Here is an 18,550-nt window from a genome sequence, read left to right as displayed (position 1 = left end):
AGCAACTCAGGATATCTGGAGACTGACATGTATGGGCTAAAGCGCTTCACTCTTAATCAAAACGATATTTCGTTTCTTGACCAGCAGGTTACGTTCCCGACCATTCATGTCGTCGGTTATAACGCCGCCGGCGATCCTCTTTACGGCTACAGTGGTTCGGACGGCAAGGTCCATGTGCTCGGTACACTCGGCAGCTTCAATCCCCTGGATATTCCGGTCGGCGAATCCCGCTGGTACAACGGCGCACGGGACCCGATCGGCTTGCGCGACGTCTCCGGTCACTTCAATAACCTGACCCAGGACGGACAGAGCTGGGGCAGTTTTGGTCAGAACTTCATTCGCCTGACCCATTCGGACTACACGCATTACGTTCATCAGAACCTGGATAACGCCGCATTGGCCGGACCGGGCATTCCCGACGGTGTCACGCCCATAGCTGACAGTAGCTCACTGTATAGCGATCCAACAGCTTCACTAGTGGACTACACCCCCCGGATGATCAGCCAGACCATCGTCAGTGGCGGGGTAACTTTTGCTACCGATGCCAACGGGTACATCCAGCATACCGACACGGGCGTAGCGATCGTTACTGATCCGGGGATTCTAGGCACCATTGGCGAGGTGGATAGCACCTCACCGGATTCCGGGCAGTACTACATTCGCAACCAGAACACCGTCAGTGGTGACCCGTCGACAACCGGCTGGTTCACCTTGTTCGGGCAGTTTTTCGACCATGGGCTGGATTTCATCAACAAACCCAATCAGAACGCGACGATCACTATTCCTCTGGCGCCGGATGATCCGTTGTACGGCTCCATCGGCCCGGACGGGCAGCCGGTTTACTCGATCAAAGTGCATCGGGCTTCGGTCAGCGAAGTGGACGGTCAAGGCCAGGCGCAATACGTCAACCTTGACTCGCCCTACATCGATCAGAATCAGACTTACGGCTCCAATGAGGCTGTGACTCAATTGCTGCGTCAATGGGTGGCGGACCCCAATCACCCCGGCCAGTTCATCGCGGGTGCGGCGCTGTTTGACGGCACAACCTTAAGCGACGAAGCCTCCTGGACCCTCAACGGTGTGCTGACCCATCAGACGTTGCCAACCCTGAGCGAATTGCGCGCTCATGTGCTGGCCACCGGTCGCGACGATCTGACCTGGGACGATATCGTGAACTTCCGCGTGCGGGATGCCAACGGCCATGTACTGGATGCCGATCCTGGGACCGCCGGCATACAAGCGGTTTACACCCGCGAGGCGATCCTGCTGGACATGAACCCGCACTTTGATGATATGCATATCGATCAAGCGAAACTGATGTCGCTGGATGCGCACATCACCAGCATCACGTTCGACACGAACAACCCTTATGGGATGGTCATCAATTATGACAATTCGGGTCCGAAAAACTTGTTCAGCTTTGTCAACTTTTCCGACTTCTCCATCAGCGCGGTTCCCGGCAGTGCCGATTTTGCGGTGGCCAACGAGTTGCTGCTGCAGTCGGTGGGTGATCACTACATTGCCGGTGATGGTCGGGTGAACGAAAACTTCGGCCTCACCGCCATTCACCACATATTCCATGAAGACCACAACGTGCAGCTAATCAACCTGCAGAACGAGGTGCTGGGGCAGACAGACGTCAATGTGCGGCATAACTGGCAGGTCCAGGTGAGCAACGGTAGCGGCGGTTTTTACACTGATGCCAACGGTAATTTCACTCTGCCCGATGGCGTCACCGTGTCCTGGGATCAGGACAAACTGTTCTATGCCACCAAGTTGACCGTGGAAATGGAATACCAGCACGTTGCGATCGACCAATACGCGCGTTTGATCACCCCGGATTTGCCAGAGTTTGTGACCTATGACTCGGGCATTAACGCCAATATTTCTCTGGAGTATGGCCAAGCCGCGTTTCGTTTCGGCCACTCGCAACTACGCGAAACCATCGATGCTCTGGAAAAAAATGCCAGTGGTGGCTACGACCTGACCGGTGCAATCACTCACTACGCGCTAGAGCAAGCTTTTCTCAACCCCGGCGGTTTTGCCGAGGTGGGGCCGACAGCCATTGCTCTGGGCATGACCCGGCAGATCAGCAACGAAATCGACGAATTCGTCACCCCGGCCCTGCAACAAGGCTTGCTCGGTCAACCGCTGGACCTCGCGACCATCAACCTGGCTCGTGGTCGCGACTTGGGTCTGCCTACCCTGAACCAGGCGCGTCAGCAGATTCACGATGCACTCGTCGAGGAGAGGGCGTCGCCGGCAGGCGCGCAGCATCACACGAACCTGATCGTGGATGGCTTGACGCCCTATACCAGTTGGAGTGACTTCGCCAACAACATGATTCACCCCGAGTCACTGGTGAATTTCATCGCCGCCTATTCATTTGATGGTGATGTGGCCCATGCCCAAGCCATCATCGATGCCGATACCTCAGGTGTTACCACCAACTATGCCGGCGGCAGCGTCACGGCTGAAGAGGCGGCCTATTTCCTTTCCGGTGCGGCAGATGCCAACGGCAATCATGTGGCCGGTTACGACGGCTACAACGCGATTGATCTGTGGATCGGTGGCCTCGCGGAGAAACATGTCTACACCGGGCAACTGGGCACCACCTTCAACGCTATCTTCGAGGATCAGATGGAACGGTTGATGGATGGCGACCGTTTCTATTATCTGTTCCGCCTTGATCTCGGCTTGCCGGCGATGACCAACCTCAACGAACAGGTAGTGACCGAGCAATTCAAGGACATCATTGAACGCACCACCGATGCCCGGCACCTGGCCGGTGATGTATTCGGTTACGCCGACAGCTACATCGAACTGAGCAACACCGACTCCGGCGCAAGTGCGACGGCGTACAAGGGCGAGCACAAATATGGCACGCTGATCGAGGCGAACCATGTCGGCGTTTACTCAAGCGGTGGCGCGGGCGGAATTGGCGGTAACGGCTTGCTGGTCAGCCTGACCAGCCCGGAAACGCATACCGCTCAAACCTATATCCGTGACTACCGTCCGGACCAGGGCCAGAACCCTGATGGCACAGCGGCAGTGGGCTACAACTCGCACGAAGTATTGTCTGGCACTGACTACAACGACTGGCTCGACGCTGGCGATGGCGACGATACGATCTATGGCGAAGGTGGCGATGACATCCTTGATGGCAAGGCCGGTGCCGACCATATCTATGGCGGTGACGGCAACGATGTGATCTACGGCGGTGATATCGAAGACTTCCTCGATGGTGGGGAAGGGGACGACACCATCTATGCCGGGACCAGCGCAGGTGCCCTCGATGTGGTGATTGGCGGTAATGGCAACGATCACCTCTACGGTGAAGCCGGGATCGACGAGTTGTACGGTGGCGCTGGCAATGACTACATCGATGCCGGCGGCGACACTGATCTGGTGCATGGCGGTGACGGTAACGACGAGATCTACGGTGGCGACGGCCCGGACATTCTGTTCGGTGAGGACGGCGATGACATCATTTCCGGCGGTTCCACTGGCGACCAGGAGTTCGGCGGTGTCGGTGACGACATTCTGCTGCCTGGTCTGGGTGGCGCTCCGGGTCAAGGTGACGGCGATGAGGCCCTCGGTGACGTGGGCTTCGACATCGCGGCCTTTAGCGATGTGAACATTGCCCTGGATGCGGCGGCAGACCTTAACAATCAGAATATCGTGGCGGCGCCGGGCACCGCTGTGCTGTTCCAGCCGTTCAACGCCTTGCTGACAGACATTGAGGGATTGATCGGTTCACGCTTCAGCGATAGTCGTGCAAGCACGACGACTCCGGCCAACCCTCAGGCGGGGCTGATCGGTAATGCCACGGAAAACTGGTTGATAGGCGGCAGCGGCGACGATGTTTCTCAAGGTAATGGCGGAAATGACGTAATCGTCGGCGATTCGATCAAACTCGCCGATCTGAATCACTTGCTCGCCAGTCAGGGGTTCGCTCAGCACTTTACTGGACTGCAAGCGGCCCGTCTGGACTTCATTTTGGGTGATAACCACGCAGCCCAAGGCACGGCCGATGGCGCAGCCGATGAAGCGCTGTACAGTGGCAATTTTGCCGACTACAGCATTACCAAGTTCACCGACATCCGGCCGGGGGGCGAGTTGATCACGGCGTTCAAAGTGGTGGATTTGCGGGTCGGCGCGGCGAATGTCGATGGCACTGATATCGTGACTGGCATTGAAAAACTGCGCTTCGCCGACCGCACAGTCAACCTGAACATCACCAACAGTCTGCCAACCGGCAATGCGTTGCTGTCGGGGTTTGCCACTGCGCCGACCACACCTAGCCGTCCGGTGCCGGCTCAATACCGGCTGACCGCCAATACCTCAACCATACAGGACGCTGACGGCTTGCCTGGGCCAAGTGGGTTCACCTTCCAATGGCAAGCACTGGTGGGCGCGGCCTGGATCAGTATTGCCGGGGCGAATGCTTCGACCTTTGCGCCGACCTCGGCACAGTTCGGCCAGCAGCTACGGGTCATCACCACTTACACCGACAACAACGGCACAGTGGAACAACTGACGTCCGACCCTTCGGAAGCGGTAGGGCGCTTCATCGAAGGCACCAACTTCTTCGGCAACACGCTCAATGGCACCAACTATCAGGACATCTTGATGGGTTACTCGGGCAACGACGTCCTCAACGGCGGACTGGGTTCCGACTTACTGGACGGCGGTAGCGGTAACGACACGATGCTGGGTAACGCCGGCAACGACACTTACAGGGTGGATGCCAATGGCGATGCGGTTCAGGAAAACCTGAACGAAGGCACCGACACGGTCTTGTCCTCGGTCAGCTACACCCTGGGTGCCAACGTCGAGAACCTGAGCTTGCAGGGGGCGAACAACAGTAACGGCACAGGTAACGGGCTGGACAACGTCATCCATGGCAATAGCGGTAACAACCAGCTTAGCGGTGTGGCCGGCAACGACACCGTCTTTGGTGAGGCAGGCAACGATACGCTGCTGGCATCGCTGAACGACGGCAACGACCACTATGACGGCGGTACGGGCACCGATACCTATGACTTATCGGCCACATCGGCGTCGGCCACGGTCGATTTGCTTGTTGGCACGTCAACCAGCACCCAAACCGGCAATGACTCCCTGACCGACATCGAGAACGTCACCGGCAGTTCTGGCGACGATCACATCCAGGGCAACGGCGTTAGCAACCTTTTGCAAGGCCAGGGCGGCAACGACTGGATCGACGGTGGCAGCGGAGACGACATATTGGTCGGTGGGCAAGGTCTGGACAGCCTGTTTGGTAGTCTTGGTAATGATACCTTCCGGGCGTCGGTCAATGACGGCAATGACAGCTACGAGGGTGGTGGCGACACCGATACCTACGACCTGTCGGGTACCTTGGCCAACGCTACGGTCAACCTGTCTACTGGCCTGGCGAGCAGTTCGCAAACCGGTAATGACACCTTGAGCGGCATCGAGAATGTTCTCGGCAGCAACGGTACCAACAGCTTGACCGGCGATAACGCCAACAATGCCCTGACCGGGCAAGGCGGCATCGACACCCTCATTGGTGGAGGCGGCGCTGACACACTGACCGGCAACGGCAACCGCGACATTTTGACCGGTGGGGCGGGGGCGGACATCTTTATGTTCAGCGCAATGAACGACTCCGGCACTTCGACCGCTAGCCGCGATGTGATCACCGACTTTGCGCAGGGAGCTGACCACATCGATCTGACGCTGATCGATGCCCGCACTTCCGGCGCAGGTTCCGCCGGTAATCAGGACTTTGCCTTCCTTGGCGAGTGGAATGGCGTCGGCACTGAGTTCAGTAACCAAGCGCAATTGAAGTACCACTTCGCCAATGTCGGTGGGGTTGAACACACGTATGTGGAGGGCAATGTCAACAGCGGTAATGGCGCAGATTTCCAGATTGATCTGGTCGGGCATGTCGCCCTGACAGCGAGCGATTTCGTCGGCGTGGTGTAAGGTTTTCAACCAAAAACGGCGCCCTCCTTGAGCGAGGTCTGGACCTGCAAGTACAGGCCGGGGGCGGTCACGCTGCGTAGGAAGGCATCGCTGAGTTTTTGCCGGAACGCCGGTGCGGGATGTGTCGGCAAAATCTGGGGGTATCGTTTTTCAGGAAATGAAAAGTACCCCAAACGATACCCCCAGTTACGTTGGAAATGAGTGGAATACGACGGATGGCAACGGACAGAAAATTCGCCTATCTATCTGTATTTGCAGAGGTTATTGGAATTCAGTGGAACTCGCTCACAGGCTATCGGGGTCGCCGAAGAACATCTGTATCCGCGACCGCAACCACCGCTCCGCCGGGTCATTGTCCTGCGCCCCACGCCAGGCCATGTGCAGCTCGAAACTACGCACCTCCAGCGGCAGATCCTCGGCCCGCAACCCACCCGCCGCGGTCAGCGCATCCGCCGTGTAGTCCGGCACCGTAGCGACAATATCGGTGCCCGCCAGCAAGCTCCCCAGCCCGTTGAACTGCGGCACCGCCAGCACCACATGGCGCTTGCGGCCAATCTCCTCCAGGGCCTCGTCGATGAACCCCGACAGGTCCCCGGCAAACGACACCAGCGCATGCGGGCGCGCGCAGAAGTCGTCCAGGGTGATGGTGCCCGGCACGCTGTCGGCTCGCAGCAGTTTCGGCATGCTGCGGCGCAGCACCTTGCGCTTGGCGTTGGCTGGCAGTTCACTGGTGTAACTGACCCCCACCGAGATCTCGCCCGAGGCCAGCAGCGTCGGCATCAGCAGGTAATTGACCCGACGTACCACCAGCACGATACCTGGCGCTTCGGCGCGGATGCGCTTGAGCAACTGCGGCAGCAGGGCAAATTCGGCGTCGTCCGACAGGCCGATGCGGAACACAGCATTGCTGGTGGCCGGGTCGAATTCGGCAGCGCGGCTGACCGCAGTGGAAATCGAGTCCAGCGCCGGGGACAGCAGGGAGAATATTTCGTGGGCCCGGGCCGACGGCTCCATGCTGCGGCCGGTGCGCACGAACAGTGGGTCGTCGAACAGGTTGCGCAGGCGCGACAGGGCCGCGCTGATGGCGGGCTGGCCGAGGAACAGTTTTTCCGCGGCACGGGTCACGCTGCGCTCGTGCATCAGCGTTTCGAACACGATCAGCAGGTTGAGGTCTACGCGACGCAGGTCGTTTCGATTCATCGGTGCGCTTCGCCTAAAGTGGGGCAGAGGTGAATCTTAAGGCCAAAGGCTGGTACCCTGCACGGGTTTAGGGGGACCAATCGCAGGGAAAGTCAGGTGCCCAATCGATGACAAGCATGTCGACTATTAATGACCACTGATGGTCTATCCGGCAAAGCCCGGATAGAGTTCGTGGTAATTAGAGGTTCACAATGGCGAGGTATGCGATGTCCCGCATGATCCGTTTCCACAAGTTCGGCGCTGCCGATGTGCTCCGTTGCGAGGAGCAGCCCGAACAGTCACCCGCTGCCGGCGAGGTACAGATCCGCGTCGAGGCGGTTGGCGTCAGCTGGTATGACGTGCTCTGGCGCCAGAACCTGGCACCGTCCCAGGCACGCCTGCCGGCGGGGATCGGCCACGAGATGGCCGGGGTGGTGACCGCGGTTGGCGAAGGGGTCGAGGATATTGCCGTGGGCGACCGGGTTGCCAGCTTCCCGGCCACCAGTGCCAACGACCACCCCGTATATGGTGATGTCATCGTGCTGCCGCGTACGGCCATTACCCGTTATCCGGATGTACTTACCCCGATCGAGGCCAGCGTGCACTACACGCCGCTGCTGATCGCCTATTTCGCCTACGTTGACCTGGCCCGGGCCAAGGCCGGGCAGACCGCGCTGGTCACCGACGCCAGCCACTGCGCGGGCCCTGCCTTCGTGCAACTGGGCAAGGCCCTGGGGCTGAAGGTGTTCGCCGCCACCAAGGAGGCGGAACAGCGTGAGTACCTGCTGGGCCTGGGCGCCGACAAGGTGATTGTCACCGAAGAACAGGACCTGCTGCTGCAGATTGGCAAGTACACCGATGGCCGTGGCGTGGACATGGTCCTCGATGGCATGGGCGGGCCGCAGATGTCGCTGCTGGGCGATGTGCTGGCACCGCGTGGCAGCCTGGTGCTGTATGGTCTGCAAGGCGGCAATCAGACGCCGTTCCCGGCCTGCGCGGCATTCCAGAAGAACATCCAGTTCCATGTGCATTGCATTGGCAACTTCACTGGCAAGCCGGAACTGGGCATCAGCCAGGACCAGGTGGCACTGCAGCGCGCCCTGCGCGATATCAACCAGTTCACCGCCGACCAGTTGCTGACACCGCAGATCATCAAGGTGTACCCGTTCGAGCAGGTGGTAGAAGCGCATCGCTACATGGACCAATGCCCGTGTGGCGGGCGTGTGGTGCTGGACATGGCGCAACACTGAGGGCTGTTTGCATTATCAGGAAACCCGGGCAGAGTCCCGGGTTTTTTGTGCTCGGTACATAAGATTGATGCTCAAAAGAAGAATGTTCCTACAATAAAGAGCGAAGCGGACTACATTTGGCGCGATTATTAAGTGGCTCGTGGAAATATTCCGCCAAGTTTTTTGGCTTGAACTGTTTTTACCTGGCGGTCAATGTGTTTTCTCACTTCGGCTGAATGGTTTTTTTACCTTGATCTGTATCTTCTATTCGCCTTGCATCCCTCGATAATGGCTCAATGATGGTTTGCGCAAGGAGCGTGGAATGAGCATGGCTATGCCCGAGCCAGGGCGGTACATGGTAGCGGCGGGGCGTCGCAGCGACGCGTTTTTCTCGATGGTATGGCGACAGTGACTGGTTACGTCATTACTTCCATTTAGTTGTAGGGAATTTCTTCTGGCCAAGTTCAGGGCATGTTGACGTTCAGGTCTTCTGTTCGACGTGCGCTGGCTGCATGAAGTTGATGAGGTGATTACGTGACGGCTATTCACGACCAGGCAATGCACTATATCTACCAGCAAGTACTCGAGCGCTTGCTCAGTCACATGTCACAAGCGCAGCGTGCTTCCTTGCAGTTGCTGATACAACGGCTGCTGGTTGCTGCAGGGGGGCCCGAATACATCGGCACCTTCCGCTTGCTGGTGCTGCAAGGCAACGATCGCCACAGCGCCCGGCTGCTGGCCATGCTGCGTGCCGCGCAACTGAGTATTGCCCTGCGTGCGCCGGTAACCTTCCAGTTACGGGTGCTGGTGGTCAGCCTGCCCGTGGCTGGCAGCGCCACGCTCGAAGGCCATGAGCGCAGCTTCAGTGCGCTGTTCATGCAGGATGACCCGCGGGTGCAACTGCAGATGATCGAGGGGCGTGAAGTGGTCCCGTTCAGCCGGCACCTCTCAGCCGCGCCCGAACGCTGGTTGTTGGCGAGGGACGCCATGCTGATGTTCGGTCACCTGGTCGATGCCAGGCCCGAAGCACTGCTAGGTAGCCGCCTGCATCTGGAATTGGCGGGTACCGTGGGTTTTGCGCTGCAGGCACAGGCACCGGCGGATGTCTTGATCACCGCCATCCCCGCGCGCCAGCGCCGCCGGTACCTGGCCTGGGCCCGGCGCAGCCTGCGCCTTGCAGGGGAGCGTGGTCCGCATGTGGTGCATCAGTGCCTGGCGGCGCTGGCCCACGGGCTGAGTCGGCTGAACGGCAGCGTCGGTGTACCGCTGGGCGCCTTGGCGGGGTCGACATCGGGGGCTGTGCCGCAGGATACGCCGGTGCGGGTGATTGCCATTGATGACCTGCTGCCGCCGTTGCTCGAAGGGCAGCAGCTCGACCTCATGCTCGGTTGTTGCTTCGAGGCTGCCCAGGATGCCTGGTCATTGGCCGCGTTCGTCGAGCCGTTGGCCCCGGCGCAGTTGCAGGAGCTGCGCGCACGCAGTCTCGAGCCGCAGGCCAGTCGCCCGGCATTGCGGCTGGCTGGCCAGCCGGAAGGCATCAGGCGGCGTGATGTGCATCAGTTGCAGTTCGGCAAGGCCTACGGCATCAACCCGATCCAACAGGTGTGCCTGCTGTTCAGCCCGTTCGCCAGGCAGGGGAAAAACCTCGAGCGTTTTCTGCAATGTCGGCATGCCGACATGCTGGTGGCGTTGCCTTACCTGCATCGAGCCTTGCAGGGCAAACCCTGCCCTGATGCGGTGAAAAACTGGTTGGTGAACACCAGTGGCCTGCCGCTGGGGCAACTGCGGGTGATCTATGACGGGCGCCTGCCGCTGGCCGCCTGGCGCCTGATGAGCCACCTGGCCTGTCGCGATGTACAACTGCGGTTACTGCCACGGCAGGCCTCGGGTCGGCGGCGTGGAAATGCGGGGCTACCTTGATGGAGGAATCGGGCCCCGGCGAGTTTGCCTATCGCAAGGTCTATCGCTACCTGGAAGCCTTGATCGGCCAGGCGCCAGGCTGTGGCCCATGCCGCTTACCGTCGCTGCGGGTGTTGTCCCGGCGGCTGAGGGTGTCATTGGCCACCGTGCAGAGTGCCTACAGCCTGTTGGAGGAAGAGGGCCGTGTGCAGTGCCTGCCGAGGTCTGGCTATTACGTACAGGGCGCTGGCAAGGGGGACGCTGCGGCCATGCCCCAGCCACCCTTGCCGGCACAGCCGATGCTGGAGCGGGCCCTGTTCACCCACGAGCGGCGCCTGGCACGTCAGCGCATGCACAGTGTTGCCCCTTGGGAGGCGCCTGGCAGCGCCCGGCTGCGCAATGCCGTCGCCGAGCGCTATACCCGCTCCTCCAACCAGTACTGGTGTGCCGAGGACGTTCAGCTGGCCCCTGATGTGCAGGCGTTGCTGGAGACGTTGCTGGCGGCGCTGGCCCTGCAAGGGGGGACCGTGCTGGTGCACTCGCCCTGTTGCTGGCAGGTGTTGCGCGCTTTGGCACGTGCCGGCATGCGGGTGCTGGAGGTACCACTGGATACCCGCGGCAACCCGGATCTGCGCGCCCTGGCCCGGCTGCTGGGGAGCGAGCCGGTACGCATGCTGGTCATGCCGTCGTGCCTTGGCATGCCGCAGGGGCGGCTGGTTTCACCGCACTACCAGCAGCAGCTTGGCCAGTTGCTCGGCCAGCACCCTGTATGGTTGCTGGAAAACGACCTGGACAGTGAGCACTGCTACAGCGGGCCGCCGAATACGCGCCTGCGCAATTGGGTCGACCCCCGCTGGCTATTGGTGATGGGGGCGTTCGATGCCGCAGTGGGGGGCGAGGCGCCCTATGCCTACCTGCTGGGCCATGATGCCGTGCTGGCCAGGGCTTTCTCTGAACGTGCATTCCGGCTTGCACCGCTGCGCCTGCAAGCGCTGGCGCACATGCTGGGCAAAGGTGAGATAGAGGCGCAACTGGTGCGGCTGCGTACGGACCTGCAAAAGCGCATGCAATGCCTGGCGCGTGCGCTGCAGCAGCAGTTCGGCCAGCGGGTGGCGTTGGAAATGCCGGACGGTGGGCGGACACTGTGGGTGCGCTTTCGCCAGCCGCTGCAGTGGGAGGGTATTGCTGAAGCGCTGGCTGGTTCAGCACTGCATGCACTGCCGGGCGAGCAGTTCAGCCTGCAGGGGCGCTACCAGCAGTACCTGGCGTTGGTGTGGCTGGGGGATCACCCGGGGGAACTGCAACAGGCGGTAGAACGCCTTGCCCAGGCGCTGGAACTGCGCTGCGGCCGGCCCGGCGGGGTTGCACCTTGAGCTGCCGGGGTCGCGTTGCAACCCGTTGCTCCCACAAGGTCCCTGCCAATGCAACGAGTCAGGCGTTGACCTTGTGGGCGATTGCCCAGCCCTTTGGGCCGCGCTGTCGCACAGATAACTGAATTCGCAAGCGATCCTCGTACCCTGTGGGAGCGGCTTTAGCCGCGAAGCATCCAACGCGGTGCATGGCACCGGCTGCGCCGGTGTTCGCGGCTGAAGCCGCTCCCACAGGGTCCCTGCTAATTCAATGAGTTATGTGCAGTTCTATGAGAGCCGGCTTGCCGGCGATGAGGCCCTGGCAGGTAAAACCTCCTGTCAGCGATGCGCTTGCTCCTGCCCCTGCCGCAAGTGGGTACTGACCAGCGCGGCTACCACCAGCAACGCGGCAATGATCCACAAGCCATTTCGGGTACTGCCGGTAGTCTGCTCGATCAGCCCCATTACCGATGGCCCGACGAAACCGCCAAACAGGCCGCAGGTGGTGACAAAGGCCAACCCGGCCGCCAGGGCGCTGCCGCTCAGGCGGCTGGAGGGGAAGACGAAGATGATCGACTGGACCACGAACAGCATCAGGGCAGTCAGCGAAAACCCGATCAGGCCGATGAACGAGTTGGCCAGCGACGCCAGCAGCAGCCCGGCGGCCATGGTCAGCAGGCCGAAGAACAGCAAGGTGCGGCAACGGCGCGGCGAGGTGGCCAGGCGCGGGAAGGTGGCGGCGCCGATGGCGGCAGCAACCCACGGTACGGCGGTCAGCAGGCCGACCTGGAAGGGCGACAGCGCGCCGTAGGTACCGATGATGCCCGGCAGGAAGAAAATCACCGTGTAGATGGTGATCTGGTGCACGAAGTACACCACGATCGCCAGCCAGATCTGCCGGTCGCGGAACATCTGCCCCAGCTTGCTCTGCTGCGGTGCGGCGGCCCGTTCGGCAGCCAGGCGGCGCTCGATGTCCTCGGCGTCTGTGGCCGACAGCCAGGGTGCCGAGGCCGGGCCATCAGGCAGTTTCTTCCACACCACATAGGCCAGGGCTACGGCGGGCAGGCCTTCGAGCACGAACAGCCATTGCCAGCCGTGCCAGCCCAGCACACCGTCCATTTCCAGCAGGGCGCCCCCCAGTGGGCCGCTAAGGATATTGGCCAGGCACACGCCCAGCAGGAAGTAACCCGTGGCGCGGGCACGCTGTTCACGGTCGAACCAGTAGGTCAGGTACAGCATCACGCCAGGGAACAGGCCCGCTTCGGCCACCCCGAGCAACAGGCGCATGATGTAGAACGAGGTTTCGCCCTGGACGAAGGCCATTCCCGCCGAGAGCAGGCCCCAGGTGATCATGATGCGGGTGATCCAGAAGCGTGCGCCCACCCGATGCATGATCAGGTTGCTGGGTACCTCGGCCAGGGCGTAGGTGAGAAAGAACAGGCCGGCGCCCAGGCCATAGGCCGCCGCCGACAGGCCAAGGTCGATACCCATGCTGGCCTTGGCCAGGGCAATGTTGGTCCGGTCAAGGAAGCTCATCACGTAGACAACGATGAGCAGCGGCATCAATTTGCGCAACAGCAGGCCGTTCAGGCGCTGTTCTGTGGTGGCGGCAGGGGCGGGGGCCGCTGCAGTACCGGTGAGGATTGTCATTGTTTTTTTCCCCGTGAAAAGTACTGGTGGCGCGCCGCGCAAAGGCGGCACACCCAGGTCTGTGGGTCAGGAACGGTTGATGTCGAGCCACACCGCGCCGTTGGGGTACTGGTAGCGTTCCAGGGTCTCGGCATGCATTTCGATGCTGTAGCCCGGGCGTTGCGGCGGCATGTAGCGCCCGCGGCGTATCACCACTGGGTCGATGAAATGCTCGTGCAGGTGGTCGACGTATTCCAGCACCCGGTTGTGCAGCGAGGCCGACACCGCGATGTAGTCGAACAGGGCAATGTTCTGCACAAGTTCGCACAGGCCGACACCGCCGCCGTGCGGGCACACCGGCACGTCGTACTTGGCCGCCATCAGCAGCACGATCAGCACTTCGTTCAGGCCACCCAGGCGAGCCGCGTCCAGCTGGCAGAAGTCCAGCGCACCGGCCTGGAACATCTGCTTGAACATTACCCGGTTGTGGCAATGCTCACCGGTAGCCACGCCAATCGGCGCAATACGCTGGCGAATAGTGGCGTGTCCGAGGATGTCGTCCGGGCTGGTCGGTTCTTCGATCCACAGTGGCTCGAAGGCGGCCAGGCGGCGCATGTTGGCGATCGACTCCTCAACTCCCCATACCTGGTTGGCATCCATCATCAGGGTGCGCTGCCAGCCAATTTCGTCGCGCAGGATGCTGGCGCGGCGAATGTCTTCCTCCAGGTCCGCACCGATCTTCTGCTTGATATGGGTCCAGCCATCCTCCACCGCCTCGCGGGCCAGTTTGCGCATCTTTTCTTCGCTGTAGCCCAGCCAGCCTGGCGCGGTGGTGTAGCCGGGGTAGCCTTCGCGCAGCATCTGTGCTTCGCGCTGGGCCTTGCCCGGTGCCTGGCGGCGCAGCAGGGCGATGGCTTCTTCGGGGGTGAGCACATCGGTGACGTAGCTGAAGTCCAGGCAGCGCACCAGTTGCTCGGGCGTCATGTCGGCCAGCAGCTTCCACACCGGCTTGCCTTCGTGCTTGGCCCACAGGTCCCACACGGCATTGATGATGGCGGCGGTGGCCAGGTGGATCACGCCCTTTTCCGGGCCCAGCCAGCGCAACTGGCTGTCGCTGACGGTGAAGCGGTGCCAGAAACCGCCCATGTCGGCCGTGATTTCCTCCAGGGTGAGGCCGACGATCAGCGGCGCCAGCGACTGCACCGCCGCCGCGCAAATCTCGTTGCCACGGCCGATGGTGAAGGTCAGGCCGTGGCCTTCGAGGGCCTCGGCGTCGGTGTGCAGCACCACGTAGGCTGCCGAATAGTCGGGGGCGCTGTTCATGGCGTCAGAGCCATCCAGCGACAGCGAAGTGGGGAAACGAATGTCGCGAACGCTCAGGTGGGTAATACGTATGCTCATGGTCGGCTCTTGTTCTGTTCAAGCACTGGGAGACCTGACTGTAGGTTGTCGAGCGATACAGGCATAATCGCCAATTCTTAACCAGCGATACCGGATTCGATATGTCTCGCTTGCCACTCGACAGCGCCCAGGCGCCTGCCAGCCTCGGCGCATTGAAGATTTCCAGCCGGCAGATCACGCTGCTCAACGCCTTGGGCGAGTTCGGTAACCTGCGCCGTGCTGCCGCGGCGATGCATACCACGCAACCGGCAGCCAGCCTGTTGCTGCAGCAGCTTGAGGAGCGCCTGGGCGTACGCTTGTTCGAGCGTTTGCCACGGGGAATGCAAGCGACGTTGTATGGCGAAGTGATGATCCGCTATGCGCAGAACGCGCTGCATGAGTTCGAGCATGCCCAGGCGCAGATTGCCGAGCTGGCGCGCGGAGCCTTGGGCCTGGTGCGGGTGGGCAGCGTCATGGGGCCGGTGCCGGGCGTGCTGACCAAGGCGGTACTGGCCTACAAGCGCGACCACCCCAAGGTGCGTATTTCCCTGGAAGTCGGCACCAGCGACACCTTGCTGCCGGCCTTGCTGCGCGGCGACTTCGACATGGTGGTGGGGCGCCTGCCGGACCAGAGCGACAGCCAGGACCTTAACATCGAACTGTTCGAAGGCGGTGAGCAGATGCGCGTGATCGCCCGCGCTGGCCACCCGCTGGCCAATGCGGCCGGGCTGCAACTGGCCGACCTGGTGACGCTTACCTGGATCCTGCACCCCATCGGCAGCCCGATGCGCCGCCGTGTCGAAAGCGCGCTGCAGGCCGGTGGCATGGTGCAGTCGCTGGATATCGTCGAAACTGCCTCGATCCTGGCTACCACCGCCATGCTCGAAGCCTCCGAGATGATTGCGGTGGTGCCCGATGACGTGGCCAAGCATTATGCCCGCTATGGCATGGTCGCTATCCTGCCCGTGGAGCTGCCGCTGGCCATGGCCAACCTGGGCGTGCTGACCCTGCGCGCGCGGCCCAACTCGGTTGCCTTGGACACTTTGCTGCACTACCTGCGGGCGCAATAGCCCTGCCTTTTCACTTGCCTGAGGCCCTGCGTCAATGCCGCCGGACATGACCCATTCCAGCTTTTGCAACTGGATCCGCTACAAGCACTTGGTGCTGATCGACACCTTGGCGCGCACCCGCAACATGCACGCCACCGCCACGCGCATGAACCTCAGCCAACCGGCACTGAGCAAGATGTTGCGTGACCTCGAGGAGCAGTTCGGCTTCGCCCTGTTCGAGCGCCTGCCGCGAAGCATGCCTCCCACCGAACTGGGCGAGTATGTGGTGCGTTATGCCCAGGGCGCGCTGGCCGAGTCGCAACAGTTCGTCGACCAGGTCAACCGCCTGCGCAACGGCGGGCACGGCTTTATCCGCGTCGGCGGGATCTTTGCCGCCACCGCGCTGGTGCTGCCGCAGGCCATCGCCGCGATCAAGGCGCGCAGCCCGTTGCTGTCGATCGAAGTGGTGGAGCATTCCAGCGATCACTTGTTGACCATGCTGGAGCAGAACAAGCTCGACATCATGATTGGCCGCTTCACTGAAGAACGCTTCAGCCAAGTGTTCGACTTTCAGCCCCTGGAGCCCGAACCGTTCAGCCTGGTGGTCAACAGCGAGCACCCGCTCAACCAGCTGGAAAGCACGCCGTTGAAGGCGCTGGGCGATTGGCCATGGGTGCTGTACCCGGTGGGCACGCCGATCCGCAACCGCCTGGAGCAGGCCTTCAGGGTTGCCGGCATTGCCACGCCTGCCGACAGCGTCGAAACCATCTCCATGCCGATGTTCCTGCAACTGCTGCAAGCGGCGCCGATGATCGCCATGTTGCCGCGCTCGATGGTTGCCGCGCAGCTGGCCAGCGGCCAACTGAAAGAATTGCGCAGCCCCTTGCACTTGCCAGCGCTGGAGTACGGCGTGGTTACCCGCAAGGATGAGCCGCTGAGCGCTTCGGCCCGTGCGTTTGTCGAGATCTTGCTGGAGGGGGCTCGGCGCCGTCAGCAGGAGCAGGGGTGAAGCCCATGGGGCCGCTGCGCAGCCCATCGCAGGCAAGCCAGCTTCCACAGGTACAGCACAAGGTTCAAGGCATGCGCTGTACCTGTGGGAGCGGGCAAGCCCGCGAAGGGCTGCAGAGCAGCCCAATGGCCCAAAAATGCGATTGATAAACAGGCACTAATATCTGTTTTTGATAACCCAGGGTTATCACACGATCGGATCATCTCATTGGGAATGTTGCCCAAGGCTTCTTACAGTGGTCGCAGCCATAACAAGAAGTCAGCCGCACCGCCCTGAGAGGTCCCATGCAACTGATTGCCAAGTCCGGTGACCTTGCCGTCATCCGCCTCAACCCGCTGGACAACGTGCTCATCGCGCGCCAGGCCCTGCCGCAAGGCCTGCGCCTGGACGCCGAGGCGATTACCGTGCGCCAGCCGATCCCTTCGGGCCACAAGGTCGCTACCGAACGTGTGGAGCAGGGCCAGCCCCTGCGCCGTTACGGGCAGATCATCGGTTTTGCCTCGCAGGCTATCGAAGCCGGCGAACACGTGCATGTGCACAACGTGCAGATGGGCGATTTCGCCCGTGACTATGCCTTCGGTGTCGATACCCGCAGCCAGCCCGGCAGCGAAGCGCAGTTCCAGGGTATCGTGCGCGCCGATGGCCGGGTCGCCACCCGCAACTACATCGGCATCCTCACCTCGGTGAACTGCTCGGCGACCGTGGCCCGGGCTGTGGCCGACCATTTCCGCCGCGACATCCACCCTGCAATGCTGGCCGATTACCCGAACATCGACGGCGTGGTGGCGCTGACCCACGGCGCCGGCTGTGCGGTGGACCCCAGCGGTGAAGCACTGGGCCTGTTGCGTCGCACCCTGGCCGGCTACGCCATGCACCCCAATTTTGCCGCCGTGCTGATCATCGGCCTGGGTTGCGAAACCAACCAGATCGAAAGCCTGCTGGAAACCCAGGGCTTGCAGGCCAGCGCCCAGCTGCGTGCTTTCACCATCCAGGGTATCGGCGGCACCTCCAAAACCATCGCCGCCGGCATCGAACAGGTCAAGGCGCTGTTGGCCGAGGCCAACCAGGTGCAGCGCCAGCCGGTCAGTGCGCGGCACCTGGTGGTCGGCCTGCAATGTGGCGGTTCCGATGGCTATTCCGGCATTACCGCCAACCCGGCGTTGGGCAATGCCGTCGACCGCCTGGTGGCGGCCGGTGGCACCGCGATCCTGTCCGAGACCCCGGAAATCTACGGTGCCGAGCACCTGCTGACCCGCCGGGCGGTCAGCCGCGAGGTCGGCGAAAAGCTGGTGGCCCGCATCCGCTGGTGGGAAGACTACTGCCAGCGCATGAACGCCGAACTGAACAACAACCCCTCGGCCGGCAACAAGGCCGGGGGCCTGACCACCATCCTCGAGAAGTCCCTCGGCGCGGTGGCCAAGGCCGGCTCCAGCAACCTGGTCGACGTGTACCAGTACGCGGAAGCGGTGCGTGCCCAGGGCCTGGTGTTCATGGATACCCCCGGCTACGACCCGGTTTCGGCCACCGGCCAGGTGGCTGGCGGGGCCAACCTGATCGCCTTCACCACCGGCCGTGGCTCGGCCTACGGCTGCGCCCCGGCGCCGTCGATCAAGCTGGCGACCAACAACCGGGTGTTCGAGCACCAGGAAGAAGACATGGACGTCAATTGCGGCGGCATCGCCGACGGCTCCACCAGCATCGAGGAACGCGGCGCATTCATCTTCCAGCAGATGCTGCGCATCGCTTCCGGGGAGCGCAGCAAGAGCGAACAGCACGGCTACGGGCAGAACGAGTTCGTGCCCTGGCAGATCGGTGCCGTGACCTGATCGCCAAGCCCTGTCCCATTTTCGAGGC

The 18,550-nt window shown here is 61.8% G+C and carries 10 protein-coding genes; 7 read left to right on the top strand and 3 right to left on the bottom strand.

The features are described from left to right. The first annotated feature begins 27 nt into the window (after nucleotides 1–27). Nucleotides 28–5,973, top strand: a complete 5,946-nt coding sequence (locus A4C63_RS15750) for a peroxidase family protein (RefSeq protein WP_063913471.1) — start codon at nucleotides 28–30, stop codon at nucleotides 5,971–5,973. A 285-nt stretch (nucleotides 5,974–6,258) separates the two neighbouring features. On the opposite strand, the gene A4C63_RS15745 is transcribed toward A4C63_RS15750, so the two are convergent. Beyond that, nucleotides 6,259–7,173 carry a LysR family transcriptional regulator gene (locus A4C63_RS15745; protein ID WP_063913470.1) on the bottom strand — a complete coding sequence of 305 codons (915 nt, stop codon included), beginning with the start codon at nucleotides 7,171–7,173 and terminating at the stop codon, nucleotides 6,259–6,261. Between the two features lie 206 nt (nucleotides 7,174–7,379). Here A4C63_RS15745 and A4C63_RS15740 point away from each other — a divergent pair, with 206 nt between their 5' ends. The 3 genes from A4C63_RS15740 (at nucleotide 7,380) to A4C63_RS15730 (ending at nucleotide 11,653) form a co-directional block, all read left to right on the top strand. Beyond that, a complete protein-coding gene (locus tag A4C63_RS15740; RefSeq protein ID WP_063913469.1) occupies nucleotides 7,380–8,402 on the top strand; it encodes a zinc-dependent alcohol dehydrogenase family protein in 1,023 nt (340 codons plus the stop codon). 513 nt (nucleotides 8,403–8,915) lie between these two features. Next, nucleotides 8,916–10,301 (top strand): hypothetical protein, encoded by a 1,386-nt coding sequence (locus tag A4C63_RS15735; protein WP_063913468.1) that lies wholly within the window; start codon nucleotides 8,916–8,918, stop codon nucleotides 10,299–10,301. Next, nucleotides 10,301–11,653, top strand: coding sequence for a GntR family transcriptional regulator (locus tag A4C63_RS15730; protein ID WP_063913467.1), 1,353 nt, complete (start codon nucleotides 10,301–10,303; stop codon nucleotides 11,651–11,653). Before A4C63_RS15735 ends, A4C63_RS15730 begins: the two co-directional genes overlap by 1 nt. Before the next feature lie 315 nt (nucleotides 11,654–11,968). Here the strand turns inward: A4C63_RS15730 and A4C63_RS15725 are convergent, their stop codons facing one another. Together A4C63_RS15725 and A4C63_RS15720 are read right to left on the bottom strand one after the other, a co-directional pair. After that, nucleotides 11,969–13,279: an MFS transporter gene (locus tag A4C63_RS15725; protein WP_063913466.1), complete on the bottom strand. Its 1,311-nt coding sequence runs from the start codon at nucleotides 13,277–13,279 to the stop codon at nucleotides 11,969–11,971. A 66-nt stretch (nucleotides 13,280–13,345) separates the two neighbouring features. Beyond that, nucleotides 13,346–14,659 (bottom strand): L-fuconate dehydratase, encoded by a 1,314-nt coding sequence (locus A4C63_RS15720; RefSeq protein WP_063913465.1) that lies wholly within the window; start codon nucleotides 14,657–14,659, stop codon nucleotides 13,346–13,348. Nucleotides 14,660–14,760: 101 nt separating this feature from the next. Between A4C63_RS15720 and A4C63_RS15715 the strand changes: the two genes are divergently transcribed. From A4C63_RS15715 to A4C63_RS15705, 3 genes are all read left to right on the top strand, one after another. Continuing rightward, nucleotides 14,761–15,708 (top strand): LysR family transcriptional regulator, encoded by a 948-nt coding sequence (locus A4C63_RS15715; protein ID WP_063913464.1) that lies wholly within the window; start codon nucleotides 14,761–14,763, stop codon nucleotides 15,706–15,708. Nucleotides 15,709–15,742: 34 nt separating this feature from the next. Next, nucleotides 15,743–16,696 carry a LysR family transcriptional regulator gene (locus A4C63_RS15710; RefSeq protein WP_063913463.1) on the top strand — a complete coding sequence of 318 codons (954 nt, stop codon included), beginning with the start codon at nucleotides 15,743–15,745 and terminating at the stop codon, nucleotides 16,694–16,696. A 284-nt stretch (nucleotides 16,697–16,980) separates the two neighbouring features. Further along, the gene (locus A4C63_RS15705; RefSeq protein ID WP_063913462.1) at nucleotides 16,981–18,522 is read left to right on the top strand and encodes a UxaA family hydrolase; all 1,542 of its coding nucleotides are present in this window, start codon (nucleotides 16,981–16,983) and stop codon (nucleotides 18,520–18,522) included. Nucleotides 18,523–18,550: the final 28 nt, after the last annotated feature.

Source organism: Pseudomonas sp. p21, from assembly GCF_001642705.1.
In the GTDB taxonomy this organism is placed as follows: Bacteria; Pseudomonadota; Gammaproteobacteria; order Pseudomonadales; family Pseudomonadaceae; genus Aquipseudomonas.
The sequence above is the reverse complement of the archived record's forward strand: the minus strand, read 5'-3'. Positions and strand labels throughout refer to the sequence as shown.

Coding starts and splice junctions, on each gene's coding strand:
- A4C63_RS15750 (WP_063913471.1), top strand. CDS start 28: ATGTATGGGCTAAAGCGCTTCACTCTTAATCAAAACGATATTTCGTTT.
- A4C63_RS15745 (WP_063913470.1), bottom strand. CDS start 7,173: ATGAATCGAAACGACCTGCGTCGCGTAGACCTCAACCTGCTGATCGTG.
- A4C63_RS15740 (WP_063913469.1), top strand. CDS start 7,380: ATGTCCCGCATGATCCGTTTCCACAAGTTCGGCGCTGCCGATGTGCTC.
- A4C63_RS15730 (WP_063913467.1), top strand. CDS start 10,301: ATGGAGGAATCGGGCCCCGGCGAGTTTGCCTATCGCAAGGTCTATCGC.
- A4C63_RS15725 (WP_063913466.1), bottom strand. CDS start 13,279: ATGACAATCCTCACCGGTACTGCAGCGGCCCCCGCCCCTGCCGCCACC.
- A4C63_RS15720 (WP_063913465.1), bottom strand. CDS start 14,659: ATGAGCATACGTATTACCCACCTGAGCGTTCGCGACATTCGTTTCCCC.
- A4C63_RS15715 (WP_063913464.1), top strand. CDS start 14,761: ATGTCTCGCTTGCCACTCGACAGCGCCCAGGCGCCTGCCAGCCTCGGC.
- A4C63_RS15710 (WP_063913463.1), top strand. CDS start 15,743: ATGCCGCCGGACATGACCCATTCCAGCTTTTGCAACTGGATCCGCTAC.
- A4C63_RS15705 (WP_063913462.1), top strand. CDS start 16,981: ATGCAACTGATTGCCAAGTCCGGTGACCTTGCCGTCATCCGCCTCAAC.